This is a genomic window from Streptomyces sp. Q6 (assembly GCF_036967205.1).
Classification (GTDB): Bacteria; Actinomycetota; Actinomycetes; order Streptomycetales; family Streptomycetaceae; genus Streptomyces; species Streptomyces citrinus.
Window position 1 is genome coordinate 4,208,529 of record NZ_CP146022.1, and the last position, 22,793, is coordinate 4,231,321.

Here is a 22,793-nt window from a genome sequence, read left to right on the forward strand (position 1 = left end):
GGACCGGGGCGACATCCGCGTTTTCCACCCCGTACGGCCCATTAGGGTGACCTCATGCCAGCCAGCTACGCGTATCTCGGACCCGAGGGCACCTTCACCGAAGTCGCCCTGCGCACCCTGCCGGAGACGGCCACCCGCACGCTCCTGCCCGTGGTGTCGGTACCGGCGGCGCTCGACGCCGTGCGCAACGGCGAGGCCGAGGCCGCGTTCGTGCCGATCGAGAACTCCGTCGAGGGCGGCATCACCACGACCCTCGACGAGCTGGTGGCGGGCGCCCCGCTGATGATCTACCGCGAGGTGCTGCTCGACATCACCTTCGCCCTGCTGGTCCGCCCCGGCACCCGGCTGAGCGACATCAAGTCGGTCACCGCGCACCCGGCCGCCCAGCCGCAGGTCCGCAACTGGATGAAGACCCACCTCGCCGAGGACGTGGTCTGGGAGTCCGCCGCGTCCAACGCCGACGGCGCACGGCTCGTCCAGGAAGGCCGGTACGACGCCGCGTTCGCCGGCGAGTTCGCGGCCGAGCGGTACGGCCTGGAACCCCTGGTCACCGAGATCCACGACGCGGAGAACGCGCAGACCCGGTTCGTGCTCGTCGGCAAGCCCGCCCGGCCCGCCGCACCGACCGGCGCGGACAAGACCTCCGTCGTCATCTGGCAGCGCGAGGACCATCCCGGCGCCCTGATGGAACTGCTCCAGCAGTTCGCCATCCGCGGGGTCAACCTGATGCTGCTCCAGTCCCGGCCGACCGGAAAGGGCATCGGCAACTACTGCTTCGCGATGGACGCCGAAGGCCACATCTCCGACCGGCGGGTGGCCGAGGCGCTCATGGGCCTCAAGCGGGCCTGCCCGCAGGTGCGCTTCCTCGGCTCGTACCCGCGCGCGGGCGTCGCCACCAAGGACGTGCGCCCGCTCCGCGCCGGGACGTCGGACGACGAGTTCGTGGCGGCGTCCGACTGGCTGGCACGCTGCCAGGACGGCCGCTTCTAGCACCCGCACACCCCCGCCGGATCCGGGTTCTCCACCGCCGGGTCCGGCTTCTTGCCGCGTCCGCGGCCCGTCCTACCAGCGGATTTTCTTCGTCCACAAGAGTTATCCACAGGTTACCTTCTCGACCTGGGGACAAGTCGACAGGATCATGCGACATGGTCGACAAATCGGCCTACAGCCCGCAAGTCCGTCCACAGTCCCGCACGTCACCCCTCGTCCACTCTTTTCCCTTGATCAACTCTTTGGAGTGAAGCATTTCCACCCGAAAGTGAGCATGAGTCGGGTTTGGAACGGGAATCCTTCGCCACACATGCGGCTTTCGGAACGATCACTTCCGGTGTCCACAGTTCTTTCTCACAGCCTGTGGATAACTTTTCCGGACTGTGCGTAACTGTGGACAACCGAGCCTCAAGTCCCCTTCCCCGCAAGGGAATCACGTCAAGGGCCCGCGTCCCGCCTGCCCCTTTTCAGGGAAAGGGCCGGGTTTTATTGACGGGCGCCGGAGAGCGCGTCCCGTCCTCATTCCGGCGCTGTTCCGCCCTTAATTCACATTCCGGCAAATAGGGCATAAGCATCGCAACGGATATCGGGTCGTGAGCCGGAACCGCGCACCGGTAGCCTTGAGGGGTGATTGACCTTCGCCTGCTCCGTGAGGACCCCGACCGTGTTCGCGCCTCCCAGCGCGCCCGTGGAGAGGACGTCGCGCTCGTCGACTCCGTCCTGTCCGCCGATGAGCGGCGCAGGTCGTCCGGGCTCCGCTTCGACGAACTCCGTTCCGAGCAGAAGTCGCTCGGCAAGCTGATGGGCAAGGCCACGCCCGAGGAGCGCGCGGAGCTGCTCAAGAAGGGCGAGGCCCTCAAGGCCGACGTGAAGGCCGCCGAGGCCGAGCAGCGTGACGCCGAGGAGGAGACCAAGCGTCTCGCCCTCCAGCTGGGCAACATCGTTCACCCCGACGTCCCGCGCGGCGGCGAGGAGGACTTCGTCGTCCTGGAGACGCACGGCACGATCCGCGACTTCGGCGCCGAGGGCTTCGAGCCCAAGGACCACCTGGAGCTCGGCGAGTCGCTCGGCGCCATCGACGTCGAGCGCGGCGCGAAGGTCTCCGGATCGCGCTTCTACTACCTGACGGGCGTCGGCGCCCTCCTGGAGCTCGCGCTCGTGAACGCGGCGATCGCGCAGGCCACCGAGGCCGGCTTCACGCCGATGCTGACCCCGGCCCTGGTGCGCCCGCGCGCCATGGAGGGCACGGGCTTCCTCGGCCAGGCCGCGGAGAACGTGTACCACCTGGAGAAGGACGACTACTACCTGGTCGGCACCTCCGAGGTCCCGCTCGCGGCGTACCACATGGACGAGATCGTCGAGGCGAACCAGCTGCCGCTGCGCTACGCCGGCTTCTCGCCGTGCTTCCGCCGCGAGGCCGGTACGTACGGCAAGGACACCCGCGGCATCTTCCGCGTGCACCAGTTCGACAAGGTCGAGATGTTCTCGTACGTCGACCCGGCGGACGCGGAGAACGAGCACCAGCGCCTCCTGGAGTGGGAGAAGCAGTGGCTGACCGGCCTCGAGCTGCCCTTCCAGGTGATCGACGTCGCCACCGGTGACCTGGGCTCCTCCGCCTCGCGCAAGTTCGACTGCGAGGCGTGGATCCCGACGCAGGGCAAGTACCGCGAGCTGACCTCGGCCTCGAACTGCGACGGGTTCCAGGCGCGCCGCCTGTCGATCCGTATGCGCGACGGCAAGAAGGTCCAGCCGCTCTCGACGCTGAACGGCACGCTGTGCGCGGTACCGCGCACGATCGTCGCCATTCTGGAGAACCACCAGCAGGCCGACGGCTCCGTGCGTGTGCCCGAGGTGCTGCGGCCGTACCTGGGGGGACGAGCCACTCTTGAGCCCAAGTAAGCGCAGTCTGGAGCCGATCAGCACGTGAGCCATCCCGCTCCCACCACACCCGCCTTCCCGTACAAGCTCGTCGCGACCGACCTGGACGGGACGCTGCTCCGTACCGACCACACGGTCTCCACGCGCACGCGTGAGGCGCTCACCGCGGCCACCGCGGCGGGCGCCGCGCACATCATCGTGACCGGCAGGGCCGTGCCCTGGACCCGGCACATCCTCGACGACCTCGGTTACGACGGTCTCGCGGTGTGCGGGCAGGGCGCGCAGGTGTACCACGCGGGGGAGCACCGGCTCCTCACGTCCGTGACGCTCGACCGGCAGCTCGCGGGGCTCGCCCTGTCGAAGATCGAGGCCGAGATCGGCCCGATGGCGCTCGCCGCGAGCCGCGACGGACTGGAGGGCGAGGTGATCGTCGGCCCGGGCTACCAGGTCGGTGAGGGCCACCTGCCCGCCATCCCGTTCACGGACGTCTCGGATCTGTGGGCGGCGCCGCTCAACAAGGTCTACGTGCAGCACCCGGGCATGACCGACGACGAGCTGGCGGCGGTCGCGCGTACGGTCGCCGGTGATCTGGTCGGCGTGACGATGGCCGGCGAGGGCATCGTCGAGCTGCTCCCGCTGGGGCTCTCGAAGGCCACGGGCCTCTCGCTGGCGGCCCGGCGCCTCGGCGCGAAGGCCGCGGACACGATCGCCTTCGGTGACATGCCCAACGACATCCCGATGTTCGGCTGGGCGTCCCACGGCGTGGCGATGGCCAACGCCCATGCGGAGCTGAAGGCCGTGGCCGACGAGGTGACGTCGTCGAACGAGGACGACGGCATCGCGGTGGTCCTGGAGCGGTTGCTGGGCTGACCGGCGCCCGTGACACCGCGCCGGTTCGGCGGCCGGTCCGGCGGGGCACAGCCGGACGCGGACGGACTCTGACGGATGCAGACGGATGCAGACGGATGCAGACGGACGCAGACGGAGCCTGCCGGACGCGGACGAGCCGCTCGGCGCGGCAGAGATGCGGAGGATGCGCGGATCGAACGCGCGCGGGGCTTCCGCCCCGACTACGGCTTAGCAAGCCGCTGCCTTACCACTCGGCCAATCCTCCGGGTGGGCGGCCCACGTGCCGCTGAGGACACGTGCTCGAAGCGGCCGCCCCGGGCAACACCCCTGGGGCGGGGCTCGACGGAGTGCAGTGACTACTCCGGAGCCTGCCTCGGGCTGCCCTGTCGGGAACTCGACGGACTACTGAACTTCATCGTCTCGCTCCTCTCCCCGTGGACGGGCGACGGTGTCGGTATCGGAACCGGACCGGCGCGGTGACACCCCTACTGTGCCCCGGCGCCCGGTTCGACGCCACCGAATAAACTCCGGCGCTCACCGGCGGCGCCACCTGCGGCGTCGTGCCTTGCTGAAGAACCATCCCGCGGGCGGCTCGTCCGACCGCCACGGCTGCGGCTCCGGTGCGCCCCGGCGCCAGCGCGCGGTGAGCATGCGGGCCCGCGCGGACGGCTCGGTCGTCTGCGCGGACCGGATGAAGTCGGCGTCCAGGACCACGCCGTCCCAGGCGTCGTCGTCCTGTTCCGGCCGGTCCCCCTCACGGGTCGGTTCGGATGCCATGGGGTCCTCCTCGGGCGGCGTAGGAAACAGCGCACCCTCCCACCAGTGTCCGGATGGGAGGGTGAAATCGGCGTGAGGAGATGAGGAGGCCCGGAGCGGTCGGCGCCCCTTTCGGCGGCCTACTCCTCCCCGGCCAGCTTCAGCGCCCGCAGTTTCTGCCCCGCGTACCAGGTCGCCAGGACGGTCACGGCCACCAGGAACACCGTGGCGAGCGGCAGCCCCACGTCGGAGGTGACGAGATCGCCGCCGGCCACCTTGTGGGCGACCGCGAGGGACCACTGCTGCACGCTGAGGGTGCGCGCCCCGGCGACCAGGGAGCCGAACAGCGCCTCCCAGACGAGGGCGTAGACCAGGCCGAAGACGACCGCGTGCCGCGTGACCGTGCCGAGCAGCAGGAAGATCGCCGCGTACGCGATGGAGGCCACGAGGGCGGCGACCGTGTAGGCGACGGCGATCTGCTGCCCGTTGCCGTTCAGGATCAGGCCCGCGATGAGCGTCGGGACGGCGGAGAAGACCATGGTCACGCCGATGGCGACGATGAGCTTCGTGAAGATGATCGTGGGCCGCTTGACCGGCTTCGACAGCAGGTACACGACCGACCCGTCGTCGATCTCGGGGCCGATGGCGCCCGTGCCCGCGATGACGCCGATGAGCGGCACCATCGTGGCGAGCGCGAACCCGCCGAGGACGTCGGACGCGGTCTGGTCGTCGGCTCCGGTCAGCCCGCGGACGAGCGCGGAGATCACGACGAGCAGGACGGGCAGCGCGAAGAGGATGAGGGCCCGGCGGCGGCCGAGCAGGGCCCGGTAGGTGAGCCGGGCGACAGTGGGGTCGTACATCAGGGCCTCCTACGCCGCGACGAGATACGAGAAGACGGACTCGAGGGACTCGTCGGACGGCGAGACCGTGAGCAGGCGGATGCCGTGTGCGCGCGCGACCTTCGGGAGCAGTGTCGTGAACCGGCCGAAGTCGACGGCCTGGATGCGCAGCGCCCCTTCCTTCAGGTCGACCTCGATGCCCGCGGTCGACGGGTCCGCGATCAGCGCGGCGGCCAGCGCCCGGTCGTCGCTGGAGCGGATCAGATAGCGGTGCGGGCGGTCGGTCATCAGGCGGCGGATCTTGCGGAAGTCACCGCTGGCCGCGTGCCGGCCCGCGACGATCACCTCGATGTGGGAGGCGAGTTGCTCGACCTCTTCGAGGATGTGCGAGGAGAACAGGACCGTGCGGCCCTCGTCGCCCATGCGCCGCAGCAGATCCATGAGCTGCATGCGCTGGCGCGGGTCCATGCCGTTGAACGGCTCGTCGAGGAGCAGCACCGAGGGCTCGTGGACCAAGGCGCTCGCCATCTTCACGCGCTGCCGCATGCCCTTGGAGTACGTGGAGATCTTGCGGTCCTGGGCGTACTCCATCTCGACCGTGGCGAGCGCGCGCTGCGCCTCCTTCTTGCCGAGGCCGTGCAGTTCGGCGTTGGCGACGACGAATTCCTCTCCCGTGAGGAAGTCGTACATCGCCTCGCGCTCGGGGACGATCCCGATGTGGCGGTAGATCTGTTCGTTGCGCCAGATCTGCTCGCCGTCGAGGGTCACCGATCCGTTCGACGGGGCCAGGAAGCCGCCCATCATGTTGATGAGTGTGGACTTGCCCGCGCCGTTGGGACCGAGCAGGCCGGTGACGCCGGGGCCGATCGTCATCGTGACGTCGTTGACCGCGACGACGTTGCCGAACCAGCGGGAGACGTGGTCGATGTTGATGCTGGTCACAGTCCGACCTTCCGGTAGCGGCGCATCAGCAGGCCGTAGGAGCCGGCGATGAGCCCGAGGACGACGAGCAGGTAGAGCAGCCCCTGGCCGGTCGAGGGACCGTGCGCGCCGGGGAACGAGGAGTCCGCTCCCAGGAAGGCGGTCTGCACCCCGTCGATGAGGGTGATCGGCGAGAACAGGCCGAGCCAGGACACCGCGTCGCCGTTGTCCTGCGCGTCCGCGATCGCCTGGACGGTGGAGACCGCGCCGTAGGAGATGGTCAGGACGGCGATGACGGCGGCGATGCCGAAGCCGCGGCGGGGTGTGATGGCGGAGACGACCAGGCCGATCCCGGCGAAGAGCAGCGACAGCAGTGCCACGGAGACCAGTCCCTGGGCGAATCCCTTGGTCTGCTCGGTGAAGTCCAGCTTGGCGAGCAGAGAGCCTACGTAGAGGACGATCAGCGGCGCGGCCGTGAGGACGAACAGCGCGGACGTCATCGCGGCGAACTTCGCGACCACGTAGTCGACGCGCTCGATGGGCCGCGAGAAGTAGAGGGGCACCGACTTGAAACGCAGGTCGCGGGAGACGGCCTGGGGTGCCTGCGATGCCACGTAGAGGCCGATCACGGCTTGCAGGACGATCGCGTAGCGGGTGTAGTCCACCGGCAGGTCCTTGGCCTTCGTGGCGACGGCCACCGCGACCATGATCAGTGCCGGGACGCACATCACGACGAAGAGCAGCATCGGCAGCACCTTCGACTTGGCCGAGCGGCCGAGGCCGTACGCGCCGCGCAGGCTCTGCGAGAAGAGGGAGCGGCGGGCGTACGCGCGGCCCAGGCGCGGGCCGTCGTAGTGGCGGTAGCCGATGTTGTGGATCTGGGTGGACGCGCGGTCCGTGGGCATGGGTTCAGTGGTCATCGGACCGGCCTCCCGTCTGCTGGGCCGCCGCGGAGGCGAACGGCTGCTGCCGCGGCTCGTCCGCCGGGCGGAAGACCTCCGCGATGTGGTGCCTGCGCTGCTCCATGCGGACCAGGCCGAGGCCGAGGTCCGCGACGACGTCGCGCACGATGTCGTACGTCTCCTCGCCCTGCGCGGTGATCAGTACGGTGTGGCCCGCGCCGGGCAGCTCGCCGCCGGTGCTGGTCTCGATGCCGCGCTCCTCGAAGGCCGCGCGCAACGCGCTTGTGCCGTCCGGGTGTTCGTCGCTGTCGGTGACCTCGATGGCGAGGACCGCCGTGTTCTGCGTGAAGTCCGTGGTGGAGCTGGAGCGCAGGAGCTTGCCGCCGTCGATGACGACGACGTGGTCGCAGGTGCGCTCGAGCTCGCCGAGGAGGTGCGACGTGACGAGGACGGAGATGCCGAAGTCCGTGTGGACGCGGCGGATCAGATCCAGCATGTCGTCGCGGCCGACCGGGTCCAGGCCGTTCGTCGGCTCGTCGAGGAAGACCAACTGCGGGTCGTGGACGAGGGCCTGGGCCAGCTTCACGCGCTGCTTCATGCCCGTCGAGTAGCCGCCGATGGGGCGGTAGCGCTCCTCGTACAGGCCGACGTGGCGCAGCGTGTCCGCGGTGCGCTCGCGGGCGGCGGTCGGCGGCAGGCCCGACATGCGGGCCATGTGCACGACGAACTCGGTGGCCGAGACGTCGGGCGGCAGGCAGTCGTGCTCCGGCATGTAGCCGACCCGCTCGCGGATGGCGGCGCCCTTCGTCGCGACGTCGAGTCCGAGCACTTCGGCACGGCCCTCCGTGGCGGGGGACAGACCAAGAAGAATCTTGATCATGGTGGACTTGCCGGCTCCATTGGCCCCGACGAGTCCGGTCACCCCGGGCCCGATGTCCATGGTCAGCCGGTCAAGAGCGGTCACCCGGGGGAACCGCTTGCTCAGGCTTTCGGTCGCGATCACAGTCACGGTTCGACGGTAGTGGCGCAGGCCACACCAATTCGTCAGACCGTGGGGTCGACCTCGTATGAGACCTGAGTATTACGGGTCCCTAGGGGTCCTCCCTGAGTAGCCCCTCCCGGGGGTCGGTCCCGCGACGGGGCCGAGCCGTCGAGATCGTCGAGGCCGTCGCGCCGCAGGGTGTCGGCGTTGTGCACATCACGGAGCTTTTCCACAGTCTGCCGCAGGCCCCTTGACGTCGCCGCCAGGCATTGTCACATTCATCAGTGTCAAGTTACGAGCGCGTACGGCGACGGCCCGGTCACAGGACCCGGGCGGCCGGGACCCGGACGGACGGTGGCATGGCCTCAGCAGTGGTACGGGAACTCTCCGCGGAGCTGCGGGGGTTCAGGACGGTGCAGACCCTCGCGTACGAGTGCGCGGAAGCGGTCGCGGCACAGCTCAAGCCCGGAGTGACGGAGCGCGAGGCCGCGCGGATGCAGCGGGACTGGCTGCGCGAGCGCGGGGTGAAGGACTGGTTCCACCTCCCGTTCGCCTGGTTCGGCGACCGCACCGCGTTCGTGAACTTCCGCATCCCGTTGCAGTTCTTCCCCACGAACCGGAAGCTCGAGGCGGGGATGCCGTTCATCCTCGACATGGCTCCGGTCCACCACGGCTACACGGCGGACATCGGTTACTCGGGCTGCCTCGGCCCCAACCCCGTGCACGACAAGCTGCTTTCGGATCTGGAGGCGCACCGCGAGCTGTTGCTGCGCGAGGTGCGCGAGCGCCGCTCGCTGCGGGAGATCTACGAGGACGTCGACCGGCTGATGGTCCGCCAGGGCTATGCGAACCGGCACCGGGCGTACCCCTTCGGCGTCATCGCGCACAAGGTCGACCGGGTCAAGGAGCGGCGGCTCACCCCGACGCTCTTCGGCTTCGGCACACAGTCCCTCAAGGGGCTGGCGAGCGACGCGCTGCACGGGCACCGGGACGGCTGGTCCCCGCTCTGGTCGCCGTACAGGTTCTCGGACCATCCGCCGAGGCCGGGGCTGTGGGCGGTGGAGCCGCATCTCGGATTCCGCGGCACGGGCGCCAAGTTCGAGGAGCTCCTCGTGGTCACCGACTCCAAGGACCCCGAGGAGAGCGCTTTTTGGCTGGACGACGATCTGCCGCACGTGCGGCGCTGGGCGGAGGGCATCTGATGACGGACCTGATGGGACTGCACGGCGCGCGCGAGCGCCGGGTGCGCACGGGCGGGATCGAGCTGTGCGTGGTGGAGCTGGGCGACGCGGCACGGCCGACCGTCGTCCTCGTCCACGGCTATCCGGACTCCAAGGAGGTCTGGTCCGAGGTCGCCTCGCGCCTCGTGGACCGCTACGACCTGCATGTGGTGCTGTACGACGTCCGCGGGCACGGCCGCTCCACGGCACCGGTCCCGCTGCGCGGCGGCTTCACCCTGGAGAAGCTGACCGACGACTTCATCGCCGTCATCGACGCGGTGAGCCCCGACGAGCCGGTCCACGTGGTGGGGCACGACTGGGGTTCGGTGCAGTCGTGGGAGTTCGCCACGGTCGCGCGCACCGAGGGGCGCGTCGCGTCCTTCACCTCGATGTCGGGCCCGTCCCTCGACCACTTCGGGCACTGGATCAAGCAGCGCATGAAGCGGCCCACGCCCCGCAAGGTGGGCCAGCTCCTCGGCCAGGGCGCCAAGTCCTGGTACGTGTACATGCTGCACACGCCCGTCCTGCCCGAGCTGGCCTGGCGCGGGCCGCTCGGCAAGCGCTGGCCCAGGATCCTGGAGCGCGTGGAGCGGGTCCCCGCGGGCGACTATCCGACGTCGTCGCTCCCCTCGGACGCCGCGCACGGCGCCTGGCTGTACCGGGACAACGTGCGGGCGCGGCTGCGCCGCCCGCGCGAGGACGCGTACGCGCACGCGCCCGTGCAGCTCATCACGCCGCTCGGGGACGCCTTCCTGTCACCGAAGCTGTACGACCGCCTGGAGCTGTGGGCGCCCCGGCTGACCCGGCGCACCCTGCCCGCCAAGCACTGGGTGCCGCGCACCCGGCCCGACCAGCTCGCCGCCTGGATCAGTGAGTTCGTCACCGCGAACGAGGACCAGGAGGCGGGCGTGCCCGCACAGCGCAAGGTGGCCGACGGCAAGCACGCGGACCGGTTCGGCGGCCAGCTCGTCCTGGTCACCGGGGCCGGCAGCGGCATCGGGCGGGCCACCGCCTTCGCGTTCGCCGAGGCCGGCGCGCGCGTGGTCGCCGTCGACCGGGACGCGGAGAGCGCCGCCCGCACCGCCGAGCTGGCGCGGCTCATAGGCGCCCCGCAGGCGTGGGCGGAGACCGTCGACGTCACGGACGAGCAGGCCATGGAGAAGCTCGCCGAGAAGGTCGCGTCCGAGTACGGCGTGCTCGACGTCCTGGTGAACAACGCGGGCATCGGCCTGTCGGGCTCCTTCTTCGACACGAGCCCGGAGGACTGGAAGAGGGTCCTCGACGTGAACCTGTGGGGTGTCATCCACGGCTGCCGCCTGTTCGGCAAGCAGATGGCGGAGCGCGGTCAGGGCGGCCACATCGTCAACACCGCGTCCGCCGCCGCGTACCAGCCCTCGAAGGCGCTCCCCGCGTACTCCACCTCCAAGGCCGCCGTCCTCATGCTCAGCGAGTGCCTGCGCGCCGAGCTGGCCGGGCAGGGCATCGGGGTCTCCGCGATCTGTCCCGGCCTGGTGAACACGAACATCACGGCGACGGCCCGCTTCGCCGGGGTGGACGCCGAGGAGGAGAAGCGCCGCCAGAAGAAGTCCTCCCGCCTGTACGGCCTGCGCAACTACCCGCCGGAGAAGGTCGCCGACGCGATCCTGGGTGCCGTCGTGCACAACAAGGCCGTCGTCCCGGTCACCCCGGAGGCCCGCGGCGCGCATCTCATGTCCCGCTTCACGCCGAGGGCCCTGCGCGCGGTCGCACGGATGGAGCCGCCCCTGTGAGCACCGCCGGCCCGGGCCCCGTGGACCGGGGCGAGCACCACACGATCACGCCGCGCCGCGTCTCCTTCGACTGGGAGTCGACGCCGCTGCACTGGATACCGGACGAGCCGACCGCCACCCATGTCATCAACGTGCTGCATCTGTTGCTGCCCGCGGGGGAGCGGTGGTTCGTGAAGGTCTTCAAGGAGGGCCTGCCGCTGGTCGACGACCCCGAACTCCTGCGTGACGTGAAGGGGTTCATGGGCCAGGAGGCCACGCACAGCGTCCAGCACGCGTACGTCCTCGACCACCTGGCCGCTCAGCGGCTGGAGACCGCCGCCTACACGAAGTACGTCGACTTCCTCTTCGAGAAGCTGCTCGGCGAGCGGCCGCCCCTGGGAGCGCCGATACCGGACCAGGAGTGGCTGCGCTTCCGCCTGGCGGTGGTGGCGGCGATCGAGCAGTTCACGGCGGTCCTGGGCGACTGGGTGCTGCGCGCCGAGGCCCTCGACCGCGCGGGCTGCGACGAGGTCATGCTCGACCTGCTGCGCTGGCACGGCGCGGAGGAGGTCGAGCACCGCGCGGTCGCGTTCGACATGTACCAGCACTGCGGCGGCCGGGGCCTGCCCCGCTACGCCCGCCGCATCGCGGGCATGACGGTCACCGCCCCCGTGATGCTCTACCTGTGGGCGTGGGGCGCGGCCTACTTGATACGCCACGACCCGCAGCTCGCCGGCCGGGCGCGCTACTCCCTGGCCGAGCACAACAAGGCGGTCCGCAAAGGGCTGCTGCCCACCTGGCGCGAGCTGGGTGCGGCCGTACCCCGCTACCTGCGGCGGTCGTACCATCCCTCGCAGGAGGGTTCGCTGCGCAAGGCCGTCGAGTATCTGGCGGTGTCGCCCGCGGCACGGGCCGCGGCGGGCGCGATCGGCCGCTCGGCCCTCGGGTGACCGGAGCGACCCCTTCCATGAGTGGGACGCTGATGTGAACGGGGACGACCGAGGGGCGTGCGGTGTGACGGAGCGATCGGGGCAGTCGGCCGCCGAGTACCGGATCGAGGACCTGGCCCACCACAGCGGCGCCACGGTCCGCACGATCCGCGCCTACCAGGACCGGGGGCTGCTGCCACGCCCCGAGCGTCGCGGACGGGCCAACGTGTACACGGACACGCATCTGTCCCGGCTGCGGCAGATCGCCGATCTGCTCGACCGCGGCTACACCCTGGCCTCCATCAAGGAACTCCTGGAGGCCTGGGACGCGGGCCGCGGGCTCGGTGGCGTACTCGGACTCGTCGCCGAGGTGGACGGGCCGTGGACGGACGAGCGGGCCGGACGCATCACGCGGGTCGAGCTGGAGGAGACGTTCGGCGGCGAACCCGATGACGCCGCCCTGCGGGACGCGATCGAGCTGGGCATCCTGGAGCGCATCCCCGGACGGGACGACGAGTTCCTCGTCCCGAGCCCTCAAGAGCTCGCTGTGGCGGCCGAGTTGCACGGGGCGGGCGTCCCGCTGTCCGCGATCGCGGGCCATCTCAGGGAGTTGCGGGGCCAGATCGAACATATAGCGGCCCGTTTCCTTGAGTTCACCACCGAGCACGTCTTCGCGCGCTACCTCGGCCCGTACCCGCCGACCGACGCGGAAGCCGCCGAAGCCGCTTCGCTCGTGCGCCGCCTGCGGCCGCTCGCCCAGCAGTCGGTGGACGCCGAACTGGCGCGCGCCATGCGCCTGTTCGCCACCCGGCATCTGCATCGACACCTCGCCGATGGTCCGGTGCCCGTACCGCAGAACGAACCGCAGTCCGTCGCCGTACCCCTGGGGACAATGCGGGCCGTGCGAGAGCTGGTTGGCTCGGAGAACGTGTCGGCGTTCATCGCGGCGGCCGCCGAACGCGAGGTACAGGCCAGGGCATTGGACGCCTTGGCGGCAAAACCTAACAAATAGCCACTAGTTGCCCAAATGGGGTGTATCGCAGGCCAGTTGTCCACAGAATTGCCAATTCCCCTGTGGATAACCGCACTTGGCTGTGGATCAAACATGCGAGGCGCGCGGAGCGGAAGAAATCTGGGTGCACGGCGAACGACCTCCCGGGCACTCTGGTCGCCATGAATGAGCAACGCACCGTCAAGGTGTCGAAGTACCTCTCGAAACACCTGCGGCATCAACCGGACCGCATCGGGCTGACCCTCGACGAGGCCGGGTGGGTGGAGATCGACGAACTGCTCGCGGCGTGCGCCGCCCACCGGTTCCCGATCGCGCGCGACGAACTGGACCGTGTCGTCGCCGAGAACGACAAACGGCGCTTCAGCATCGACGGCACCCGGATCCGGGCCAACCAGGGCCACACGATCGACGTCGACCTGGGCCTCGCCCCCGCCGAACCGCCCGCGTACCTCTACCACGGCACCGTCGCCCGCTTCCTGGACGCGATCCGCGCCGAGGGCCTGCGCCCCATGGCCCGGCACGACGTCCACCTGTCCGCGGACCGCGAGACCGCCACCCGCGTCGGCGCCCGGCGCGGCCGCCCCGTCGTGCTGCCGGTCGACGCGGGCGCGATGCACCGCGCGGGCCACACGTTCCGCGTGAGCGCCAACGGGGTCTGGCTCACCGCCGCCGTTCCCCCGCGCTACCTGCGCTTTCCCGGCTGACAGACCACAGCTCCGCGCCCCTGCGGCATGATCGGGCGGTATGGACCACCCGCATCTGCCCACCACCGAGTCGGCCGTCGCCGCCCTGCGCGAGATCGCCCGCGAGTTCCACCTGGAGATCGAGGTCGGCCACGACATCGGCGCGGACCGGACCTCCCGCCGCACCACCGCCGACATCGGCGCGACCACCGACCCCGACGGCTCGCTGCCGCACGAGGCCTACGTCGAACTGGGCGGCTCGCCCCGGATCACCGTGCGGCTCTTCCCCGAGGACGACGCCCTGATCACCGTCGAGGGCGTCGAGTTCCACGACGTACCGCGCGACGAGGTGCCCGCCTTCCTGCGGTCCTGCTACGGCGGCCTCGCCCACGTCCGCGGAAAGCTGTTCCCGCCCGGCTACCGGCTGATCGTGCCGCTGCCCGGCGACCGTACGTACAAGGAAGTCCTGCCGATGATCCAGCTCACGCCCTGGCTCAGCGGGCACGTGCGCTGAGCTGCCGCGAGGCCGCCCGCCCCGAGCACCCGCACGCCGGTCCGCATACGCTCACAGACATGACCGACAAGGCCCCCACGTCCCAGCACCCGCTCCGCCTGAGCACCGTGATCCTGCCCTACCGCCGCTGGCGCGAGGGCGCCCGCGACGCCTGGGTGCGCGCCGAGGAGCTGGGCTTCCACACGGGTTATACGTACGACCACCTGTCCTGGCGCGTCCCGTTCCGCGACGGGCCGTGGTTCGGGGCGGTGCCGACGCTGACCGCCGCGGCCGGTGTCACGCAGCGGCTGCGCCTGGGCACCCTGGTGACCTCGCCGAACTTCCGCCACCCGGTCACGCTCGCCAAGGAACTGATCTCGCTCGACGACCTCTCCGATGGCCGGATCACGCTCGGCATCGGCGCCGGCGGCACCGGATTCGACGCCACCGCGCTCGCGCACAGCGAGCAGGAGGCGTGGACGCCGCGCGAACGGGCCGACCGCTTCGCCGAGTTCGTGGCCCTGCTCGACCGGCTGCTCACCGAGGACACCGTCTCGTCCGACGGCACGTTCTACTCGGCCGGCGGCGCCCAGAACATCCCGGGCTGCGTCCAGCGCCCCCGGCTGCCCTTCGCCGTGGCCGCGACCGGGCCGCGCGGGCTGAAGCTCGCCGCGCGCCACGGGCAGGCCTGGGTGACCACCGGGGACCCCAAGCTGTTCGAGACGGGCACCCCCGAGCAATCACTTCAAGCCATTCGCGGACAGGTCGAGAAGCTGACCGCCGCGTGCGACGCCATCGACCGTGACGTCGCCGAGCTCGACAAGATCCTGCTCACCGGATTCACCCCGGAGCGAGGCCGTCCGCTGGAGTCGGTCGACGCCTTCGTCGACTTCGCCGGCACCCACCGCGACCTGGGCTTCACCGAGATCGTGGTGCACTGGCCGATCCCCGACACGGCTTTCGCGGCCGACCAGAAGGTCTTCGAGGCGATCGCCACGGAAGCCCTCGCCCAGCTCGGCTGACCGACGGCGGCACCAGCCACAGGACCGGCGGGGCGCATGCGCCAGGAACGTACTCATCTGCGCGCCCCGCCGCACGCCCGTGCACGCATATGCGCGACCATAGGGCGGTGACCTCACCGACTCCTGGGCCCCGGACCCCGGCCCCCACCGTCCCCGCGCCCCGGCTGATCGCCACGGACCTGGACGGCACGCTGCTGCACGACGACAAAACCGTTTCGCCCCGGACGGTCGCCGCGCTCGCCGCCGCCGAGGAGGCCGGTGTCGAGGTCTTCTTCGTGACGGGCCGCCCGGCCCGCTGGATGGACGTCGTCAGCGATCACGTGCACGGCCACGGCCTGGCCATCTGCGGCAACGGCGCCGCCGTCGTCGACCTGCACGGCGGCCCCGGCCGGCACCGCTTCGTCAAGGTCCGGGAACTGCCGGTCCCGGACGCGCTCGACGTCGTCCGGATCCTGCGCGCGGCCGCCCCGGGCACGTCGTTCGCCGTCGAGCGGACCGGCGGACTGCACCACGAGGCGACGTACCCGCCGCTGCACCTCGACCCCGGAGAGAGCGTCGCCCCCGCCGAGAAGCTGCTCACCGCGGAGTTCGAGGGCTCGACCGTCGCGGACCAGCCGGTGCTCAAGCTCCTCGCGTACCACCCCGAGCTCGGCCCGGACGCATTCCTGGCCCTCGCGCGCGACGCGGTCGGCGAGATCGCGGCCATCACGCGCTCCAGCCCGAGCGCCCTCCTGGAGATCAGCGGCCGCGCCGTCTCCAAGGCGAGCACCCTCGCACTGTGCTGCCAGGAGCGGGGCATCTCCCCCGCGGAGGTCGTCGCCTTCGGGGACATGCCCAACGACATGGAGATGCTCGCCTGGGCGGGCACCTCCTATGCGATGGGAAACGCGCACCCCGAAGTGCTGACCGCGGCGACGGGCCGTACGGCGACCAACAACGAGGACGGCGTGGCCCGCGTCATCGAGGAGATCCTCGCGGCCCGGCAGGTCGCGTGAAGCCTTGATCCCGCCGACCGGCCCGCCCGGCGACCTGTTGTTCTGATGTCTTGACGCACCGACGCACCGATACTCAGAGCCTGACGCCGCGTTCGGCGAACCATGCGACCGGGTCGACCCCCGACCCCAGATACGGCGTGAGCCGCACCTCGAAGTGCAGGTGCGGCCCCGTCGAGTTGCCGGTGGTCCCCGACTGCCCGAGCCACTGCCCCGCCCGCACCTTCTCCCCCTGGTCGACGGCGACGGCCGCCAGGTGCGCGTACTGCGTGTAGTAGCCGCCCGGGTGCCGCACGACGACCTCGACGCCGAAGCCACCGCCGCAGGACACGCTGACCACGCGTCCCGCGCCCGCCGCCCGCACCGGCGTGCCGATGCCGACCGCGAAGTCCTGCCCGGTGTGCCGGTGCGCCCAGCGCTCGCCCGCGCTGTCGAAGCCCGCGGACAGCTCGTACGTCTCCACGGGCGGCACCCATGCGCTGGTGACGCGGAACTCCGGCTGCTCCAGGCGTACGGCACCGCGGCACTGGCCCGCCGCCACCGACCGGTCCGCCTCACCCTGGAGCTTCCACTGCGCCTCTTCGAGCTTGCTCGCGATGCTCTGCTTCAGGCTCGCGAGCCGGCCGTTGCTCTTCTCCAGGGAGTGCCATGCGGCGGTCGCCCTGCGCTGCCCTTCTTCGAGCTTCTTCTCCGCGCGGCGGCTCTTGTCCACGGCGTTGTTGAGCGCCAGGTCGGCCTGCCAGACGGCCCGTTGACCGTGCATCAGCTCCTCGGGGTCGTCGGCGAGCAGCATCTGCGCGGTCAGCGGGATGTCGCCGCCGTTGCGGTACTGGGCGCGGGCGATGCGGCCGAGGTCGTTGTGGAGCGCGGCGATCTCGCGGCGTTCCCGCTCAAGGAGGCGCTCCATCTTCTGCGCCTTCGTCTTCTGTAGAGCGGCGGCTCTCCGCCCCTCTTCGTAGTGCTGGGTCGCGGCTGACGCCTCCTCAAAGAGGCGGGCCACTTCGGCACTTGCCTCGGGCCCTTCGGAGCCGTCCGCACCCTGGGAGAGCGTGGGCGGGCCCCCGAGGGCGACGAGCGCGCACAGCAGCGCCGGGACGACGAGGGAGCGGCGGGGTCGTTGGCGCATGTCTCGGATCGTTGCCCGCCGCGCGGCCGCCCTCCTGCGGGACTCGTACGGCTGGGGGAACCCTTGCCCCGTACGGCGCAGGAACGTACCGCCGAACTGGTAGGTCCTGATTGGCGGAAGCCGGTGATCAGTACGGCGCCTGCCACACCACCGTGGTGCCGCCTCCGTCGTCGCCGAGCCCGGGGCCGTACCAGCTGTCGCCGCCGAGCGACTCGGCGCGGCGCTTGAGGTTCTTCAGGCCGCTGCGCCGGCCGCCCTCGGGGATGCCCACGCCGTCGTCGGCGACGGTCAGACGGACGCCCTGGCGGCCGTCGGGGAGGATCGCGCCGGCGTCCACGACCACGTCGATGTGCCCGGCCTGCGCGTGCCGGAAGGCGTTCGAGAGCGCCTCCCTGAGCGCCGCGATGAGGTTCTTCCCGGTGAGTTCGCCGACGACCGTGTCGACGGGGCCGAGGAAGCGGTGCGAGGGCTTGAAGCCGAGCGGCACCGCGGCCATGTTGATCTCCCTCAGCACGCGCGTGCGCAGCCCCGACGGCGCCTCCGCGGGGCCCTGCTGGAGGGCGAAGATGGCGGTGCGGATCTCCTGGATGGTGACGTCCAGCTCGTCCACGGACTTGCCGATCCCGGCCTGCACCTCGGGCACCACGGAGCGGCGCTGGGCGCCCTCCAGCATCATCCCGGTGGCGAAGAGCCGCTGGATGACGAGGTCGTGCAGATCCCGCGCGATCCGGTCGCGGTCCTCGAAGACGGCGAGCCGCTCCCGGTCCCGTTGCGCCTCGGCCATCATCAGCGCGAGCGCGGCCTGGGACGCGAACTGGGTGGCGAGCGTCCGCTCCACCTCGGTGAACGGACGGGCGCCGCGCGCGCGGGGCATGACCAGCGTCCCCAGGACGCGCCCGTCGCTCTGGAGGGGCAGCATCATGGCCGGGCCGTAGTCCCGCGCGAGATCGGTCAGCACGCGCGGATCGGTGGCCGCGTCCTCGACGAACACGGCCTGCCCGTCCAGGAGCTCGCAGACGATCTCGCTCTCCGGCGGGACGATCACGCCGAGCGCGGCCGACGGCCCGTCCGACGCCACGGCGACGATCTCCATGCCGCCCTCGGAGGCGGGCAGCAGCACTATCCCCGCCGCCGAGTCCGACAGCTGGCGGGCCTGTTCGGCGACCACTTGGAGCGCGTCCTCGGCGTCGCCGCCGGACAGCAGCGCGGTGGTCACCGCCACGGACCCGTCGATCCACCGCTCGCGCTGTTTGGCCGCTTCGTAGAGGCGTGCGTTGCCGATCGCGATGCCGGCCTCCGTGGCGAGCACCCGGACCATGTTCAGGTCGTAGTCGTTGAACTCGCCGCCGCCGCGCTTCTCCGTGAGGTACAGATTTCCGAAGATCTCGCCCTGTACGCGGATGGGGACGCCGAGAAACGTCCGCATCGGCGGATGGTGCGCCGGAAAGCCGCACGAGCGCGGATCCTCGGAGAGGTCGGCCAGGCGCACCGGTGTCGGGTCGTGGATCAGGGCGCCGAGCAGGCCCCGGTGCCCGTCGGGCAGCCGTCCGATGAGACGCGCGGTCGCGTCGTCGACTCCGTGGTAGACGAAGTCCGAGAGGCCGTCGCCGTCCTCGGCCACGACGCCGATCGCCGCATACTTGGCGTCCGCCAGCTCGGCGGCGGTCTCGCAGATCCGGTCCAGCGTGGAGTGCAGCTCCAGACCGGTGCCCACGGACCGCATCGCCTCCAGGAGCTGCGGCACCCGCGCGGTCAATTCGGTGGACAGCCCCTGAAGGCTGCGCGTGGCCCGGGTCGCCGCCTCCGCGGAGCTCGCGGCGGGCTCAGCGGGGGACGGGACGCCGGGTTCCGGGGGTGCTGCCATGCCCTGAGCCTAGTTAGTCCTATTTGGCGAGGAAAGTCGGGATGGGGGGTGCGGTCGCGCCGCGCTCACCGGCCCGACCCCGCGCCGGCCAGGAGCTCCGCCGCGCCCTCGCGCTCGCGCAGCTCCCGCAGCGGCCCCTCGACGGCGGCGAGGTCGGCGTACGCGCCCCGCTGCGCGACCCGCCCGCCGTCCAGGACAAGCACCTCGTCCACCGCGTCGAGACCGGCCAGGCGGTGCGTGATCAGCACGGTCGTCCGCCCCCGGGTCGCGTCCAGCAGGTCGGCGGTGAGCGCGTCGGCCGTCTCCAGGTCCAGGTGCTCGGCGGGCTCGTCCAGGACGAGGACGGGGAAGTCCGCGAGCAGCGCGCGGGCCAGCGCGAGCCGCTGCCGCTGCCCGCCGGACAGCCGCGCGGCGTGCTCGCCGACCAGGGTGTCGAGCCCGTCGGGCAGAGCGTCCGCCCACTCCAGAAGGCGTACGCGGCCGAGCACGGCCCGCAGCTCGTCCTCGGTGGCGTCCTTCTTGGCGAGCAGCAGGTTCTCGCGGACGCTGCTGTCGAAGAGGTGCGCGTCCTGGGCGCAGAGCCCGACGACGCGGCGCACGTCGTCGCTTTCGAGGGCGTAGGCGTCGGTGCCGCCGAGCGTGTACGTCCCGGCGTCCGCGTCGAGGAAGCGCAGCAGCACCTGGGCGAGGGTCGTCTTGCCGGATCCGGACGGGCCGACGACGGCGACCCTGCGCCCGCGTTCCAGCGTCAGGTCGACCCCGGCGAGCGCGTCCCGCGCCTGCCCCTCGTACCGGGCCGCGAGGTCGCGCACGACGAGCGGGAAGGGGTCCCGCGGCATCACTGCGGGGCTCTCGGGCTCTCGTACGGGTTCGGGGGCGTCGAGGACCTCGTAGACGCGCTCGGCGCTCTTGCGGACCCGCTGCCGGTACTGCACGGCGAGGGGCAGCCCGAGCACGGCCTCGAACGCGGCGAGCGGCGTCAGGACGACGACCGCCGTCGCGACCCCGTCGAGCTGCCCGGCGCGCACGCCCTGGACACCGGCGAGCGCGGCGCCCGCCACCGTCAGGCCGGTGATCAGGGCGGTGAGGCCGTCGCCGAGGGCGGTGGCGGTGGCCGTGCGGGAGGCGATCCGCGTCAGCACGGAGTCGGCTTCAGCGGTCTGCTTCGTCCGGCGCGGAAGGGCGCCGGCGACGGTCAGTTCGGCGGTTCCGGTGAGCAGTTCGGCCGCCCGGGTGGCGAGCACTCCCCGCGCGGGGGCCAGTCTGCGTTCCGCGCGGCGGGCCACTGCGCCGGACAGCAGCGGCACGCCGACACCGGCGAGCAGCAGTCCGACGGCGAGCACGGCACCGGCCGCGGGCAGCATCCATGCGGTGAACGCCACGGACCCGGCCCCTACAAGTGCCGCGACCGACGCGGGCAGCAGCCAGCGCAGCCAGTAGTCCTGGAGTGCGTCCACATCGGCGACGAGCCGGGACAGCAGGTCGCCGCGCCGGTGGGCCCGCAGCCCGGCGGGCGCGAGCCGCTCCAGGCGCCGGTAGACGGCGACCCGGGTGTCGGCCAGCATCCGCAGCACCGCGTCGTGCGACACGAGCCGCTCCGCGTACCGGAAGCAGGCACGGCCGATGCCGAACGCGCGCGTGGCCGTGACCGCGACCATCAGGTACAGCACCGGCGGCTGCTGCGAGGCCCGCGAGATCAGCCACCCGGACGTCGCCATCAGGCCGACGGAGCTGCCGAGGGCCAGCGCCCCCAGCAGCAGCGCGAGCGCGAGCCGCGAGCGGCGCGGACGGGCCGCCTCGCGCAGCCGCGCGAGCACATGACGACGCCGCGACACGGGCAGCTCCCGCTCCTGCGCGGGCGCCTCGTCCGGCGTCCTGCGGGCCTGCTCCGGGACTCCGGCGAGCGCGGCGGGCGCGGTCTGCGGCAGCCGCCCCGCGCCGGCCGCCTCCAGGCGCACCACACGGTCGGCCACGGCCAGCAGCGCCGGCCGGTGCACGACCAGCAGCACGGTCCGCCCGACGGCGAGCCTGCGCACCGCCTCGACGATGCCCGCCTCGGTCGCGCCGTCGAGCGCGGCCGTCGGCTCGTCGAGCAGCACGACGGGCCGGTCGGCGAGGAACGCCCGCGCGAGAGCGAGCCGTTGCCGCTGTCCCGCCGAGAGCCCGGCCCCGTCCTCACCCAGTTCGGTCCGCGTGCCGTCGGGCAGCGCGTCGACGAACTCCAGCGCACCCGCCTCGCGCAGCGCGTCCCGCACCGCGGCGTCGTCCGCGCCGGGCCGCGCGAGCCGTACGTTGTCCGCGATCGTCCCCGCGTACAGCTGCGGCCGCTGCGGCACCCACGCCACGCGCGCGTGCCACGCCTCCCGCGACACCTCGGCGAGATCCGTGCCGCCGACGAGAATCCGACCGCTGCTAGGGCGCACGAAGCCCAACAGGGCACTGATAAGCGTCGATTTGCCGGCGCCGCTCGGCCCGACCAGGGCGACGGTCTCCCCGTCGGCGACGTCGAAGGACACCCCGGAGACAGCGTCCTCGTCCCGCCCTTCGTAGCGGACGCGGACACCGTCGAACCGCAGACCGCCGGCCGCCGGAACCTCTCCGGCGCCCCGCTCGGGCAGCGGGGTCTCCAGGACGGCGAAGATCTCCTCCGCCGCCGCCAGCCCCTCGGCCGCCGCGTGGTACTGCGCTCCGACCTGCCGCAGCGGCAGATACGCCTCGGGCGCGAGGACCAGGATGACCAGACCCACGTAGAGGTCCATCTCGCCGTGGACGAGCCGCATGCCGATGGTGACGGCGACGAGGGCGACCGACAGCGTCGCGAGCAGTTCCAGGGCGAAGGACGACAAGAAGGCGATCCGCAGGGTGCGCACTGTTGCCCTGCGGTACTCGCCGGTGATCTTGCGGATGGACTCGGCCTGCGCCTTGGCGCGGCCGAAGACCTTCAGGGTCGGCAGGCCCGCGACCACGTCCAGGAAGTGCCCCGAGAGGCGGGACAGGAGCCGCCACTGACGGTCCATCCGGGACTGGGTGGCCCAGCCGATGAGGATCATGAAGACCGGGATGAGGGGCAGCGTGCCGACGATGATCGCCGCCGACACCCAGTCCTCGGTGACGACGCGGGCGAGCACCGCCACCGGGACCACCACCGCCAGCCCCAACTGCGGCAGATAGCGCGAGAAGTAGTCGTCGAGCGCGTCCACCCCGCGCGTCGCGAGCGCCACCAGGGACCCGGTGCGCTGCCCGCTCAGCCAGCCGGGACCGAGCTGCGCGGCCCGCTCGAGGAGCCGTCCGCGCAGTTCCGACTTCACCGCGGCGCTCGCCCGGTGCGCCGCCATCTCGGTGAGCCAGGCGACCAGGCCGCGCCCCGCGGCCACGACCACCAACAGCAGCAGCGGGGTACGCAGGTGCGCCACGTCGGAGCCGTGCTGGAAGGCTCCCACCACCACCTCGGCGATGAGCATCGCCTGGGCGATGACCAGGCCCGCCCCGGCGACGCCGAGGAGCACCACCGCGATCAGGAAGAAGCGGGTGGCCCGGGCGTACCGGAGCAGACGCTGGTCGATCGGTTTCACGTGAAACACACCCTC

Annotated in this window: 19 protein-coding genes and 1 tRNA gene; 11 read left to right on the plus strand and 9 right to left on the minus strand. The window is 71.5% G+C overall.

Annotated features, from left to right (window positions below; all coding sequences use genetic code 11):
- The first annotated feature begins 54 nt into the window (after window positions 1–54).
- From pheA to V2W30_RS19695, 3 genes are all read left to right on the plus strand, one after another.
- On the plus strand, window positions 55–990 hold the full coding sequence (gene pheA, locus V2W30_RS19685) for a prephenate dehydratase (RefSeq protein WP_338698291.1): 936 nt from the start codon (window positions 55–57) through the stop codon (window positions 988–990).
- Window positions 991–1,617: 627 nt separating this feature from the next.
- On the plus strand, window positions 1,618–2,889 hold the full coding sequence (gene serS, locus V2W30_RS19690) for a serine--tRNA ligase (RefSeq protein ID WP_338698293.1): 1,272 nt from the start codon (window positions 1,618–1,620) through the stop codon (window positions 2,887–2,889).
- Window positions 2,890–2,913: 24 nt separating this feature from the next.
- The gene (locus V2W30_RS19695; protein ID WP_338698295.1) at window positions 2,914–3,738 is read left to right on the plus strand and encodes an HAD family hydrolase; all 825 of its coding nucleotides are present in this window, start codon (window positions 2,914–2,916) and stop codon (window positions 3,736–3,738) included.
- A 157-nt stretch (window positions 3,739–3,895) separates the two neighbouring features.
- Here the strand turns inward: V2W30_RS19695 and V2W30_RS19700 are convergent.
- The 6 genes from V2W30_RS19700 to V2W30_RS19725 form a co-directional block, all read right to left on the minus strand.
- Window positions 3,896–3,982: transfer RNA gene (locus V2W30_RS19700), tRNA-Ser, on the minus strand.
- 269 nt (window positions 3,983–4,251) lie between these two features.
- The gene (locus V2W30_RS19705) at window positions 4,252–4,494 is read right to left on the minus strand and encodes a hypothetical protein (RefSeq protein WP_338698297.1); all 243 of its coding nucleotides are present in this window, start codon (window positions 4,492–4,494) and stop codon (window positions 4,252–4,254) included.
- A gap of 119 nt (window positions 4,495–4,613) precedes the next feature.
- Window positions 4,614–5,333, minus strand: coding sequence for an ABC transporter permease (locus V2W30_RS19710; protein ID WP_338698299.1), 720 nt, complete (start codon window positions 5,331–5,333; stop codon window positions 4,614–4,616).
- 9 nt (window positions 5,334–5,342) lie between these two features.
- Complete coding sequence (locus V2W30_RS19715; RefSeq protein WP_338698301.1) at window positions 5,343–6,254, minus strand: ABC transporter ATP-binding protein; 912 nt, start codon at window positions 6,252–6,254, stop codon at window positions 5,343–5,345.
- On the minus strand, window positions 6,251–7,153 hold the full coding sequence (locus tag V2W30_RS19720; protein WP_338698302.1) for an ABC transporter permease: 903 nt from the start codon (window positions 7,151–7,153) through the stop codon (window positions 6,251–6,253). The genes V2W30_RS19715 and V2W30_RS19720 overlap by 4 nt, the downstream gene beginning before the upstream one ends.
- The gene (locus tag V2W30_RS19725; protein ID WP_338703696.1) at window positions 7,143–8,138 is read right to left on the minus strand and encodes an ABC transporter ATP-binding protein; all 996 of its coding nucleotides are present in this window, start codon (window positions 8,136–8,138) and stop codon (window positions 7,143–7,145) included. Before V2W30_RS19725 ends, V2W30_RS19720 begins: the two co-directional genes overlap by 11 nt.
- Window positions 8,139–8,476: 338 nt before the next feature.
- Between V2W30_RS19725 and V2W30_RS19730 the strand changes: the two genes are divergently transcribed.
- The 8 genes from V2W30_RS19730 to V2W30_RS19765 all read left to right on the plus strand — a co-directional run bounded on the left by V2W30_RS19730 (window position 8,477) and on the right by V2W30_RS19765 (window position 16,219).
- A complete protein-coding gene (locus V2W30_RS19730) occupies window positions 8,477–9,319 on the plus strand; it encodes a M24 family metallopeptidase (protein ID WP_338698303.1) in 843 nt (280 codons plus the stop codon).
- An 11-nt stretch (window positions 9,320–9,330) separates the two neighbouring features.
- A complete protein-coding gene (locus tag V2W30_RS19735) occupies window positions 9,331–11,106 on the plus strand; it encodes an SDR family oxidoreductase (RefSeq protein WP_425244691.1) in 1,776 nt (591 codons plus the stop codon).
- Window positions 11,103–12,035, plus strand: coding sequence for a metal-dependent hydrolase (locus V2W30_RS19740; RefSeq protein ID WP_338698307.1), 933 nt, complete (start codon window positions 11,103–11,105; stop codon window positions 12,033–12,035). Before V2W30_RS19735 ends, V2W30_RS19740 begins: the two co-directional genes overlap by 4 nt.
- A 64-nt stretch (window positions 12,036–12,099) precedes the next feature.
- Window positions 12,100–13,026: a MerR family transcriptional regulator gene (locus V2W30_RS19745; RefSeq protein WP_338698309.1), complete on the plus strand. Its 927-nt coding sequence runs from the start codon at window positions 12,100–12,102 to the stop codon at window positions 13,024–13,026.
- 161 nt (window positions 13,027–13,187) lie between these two features.
- Window positions 13,188–13,730: an RNA 2'-phosphotransferase gene (locus tag V2W30_RS19750; protein ID WP_338698311.1), complete on the plus strand. Its 543-nt coding sequence runs from the start codon at window positions 13,188–13,190 to the stop codon at window positions 13,728–13,730.
- Window positions 13,731–13,770: 40 nt separating this feature from the next.
- On the plus strand, window positions 13,771–14,223 hold the full coding sequence (locus tag V2W30_RS19755; protein WP_338698312.1) for a hypothetical protein: 453 nt from the start codon (window positions 13,771–13,773) through the stop codon (window positions 14,221–14,223).
- Window positions 14,224–14,282: 59 nt separating this feature from the next.
- A complete protein-coding gene (locus V2W30_RS19760; protein ID WP_338698313.1) occupies window positions 14,283–15,224 on the plus strand; it encodes an LLM class flavin-dependent oxidoreductase in 942 nt (313 codons plus the stop codon).
- 89 nt (window positions 15,225–15,313) lie between these two features.
- Entirely contained in the window at window positions 15,314–16,219 is a 906-nt protein-coding gene (locus V2W30_RS19765) for an HAD family hydrolase (RefSeq protein ID WP_338698314.1), read from the plus strand.
- Window positions 16,220–16,292: 73 nt separating this feature from the next.
- Here the strand turns inward: V2W30_RS19765 and V2W30_RS19770 are convergent, their stop codons facing one another.
- The 3 genes from V2W30_RS19770 to cydD all read right to left on the minus strand — a co-directional run bounded on the left by V2W30_RS19770 (window position 16,293) and on the right by cydD (window position 22,778).
- Window positions 16,293–17,342 (minus strand): M23 family metallopeptidase, encoded by a 1,050-nt coding sequence (locus tag V2W30_RS19770; RefSeq protein ID WP_338698315.1) that lies wholly within the window; start codon window positions 17,340–17,342, stop codon window positions 16,293–16,295.
- Window positions 17,343–17,469: 127 nt separating this feature from the next.
- The gene (locus V2W30_RS19775; protein WP_338698316.1) at window positions 17,470–19,206 is read right to left on the minus strand and encodes a GAF domain-containing sensor histidine kinase; all 1,737 of its coding nucleotides are present in this window, start codon (window positions 19,204–19,206) and stop codon (window positions 17,470–17,472) included.
- Between the two features lie 65 nt (window positions 19,207–19,271).
- Window positions 19,272–22,778 carry a thiol reductant ABC exporter subunit CydD gene (gene cydD / locus V2W30_RS19780; protein ID WP_338698317.1) on the minus strand — a complete coding sequence of 1,169 codons (3,507 nt, stop codon included), beginning with the start codon at window positions 22,776–22,778 and terminating at the stop codon, window positions 19,272–19,274.
- Window positions 22,779–22,793: the final 15 nt, after the last annotated feature.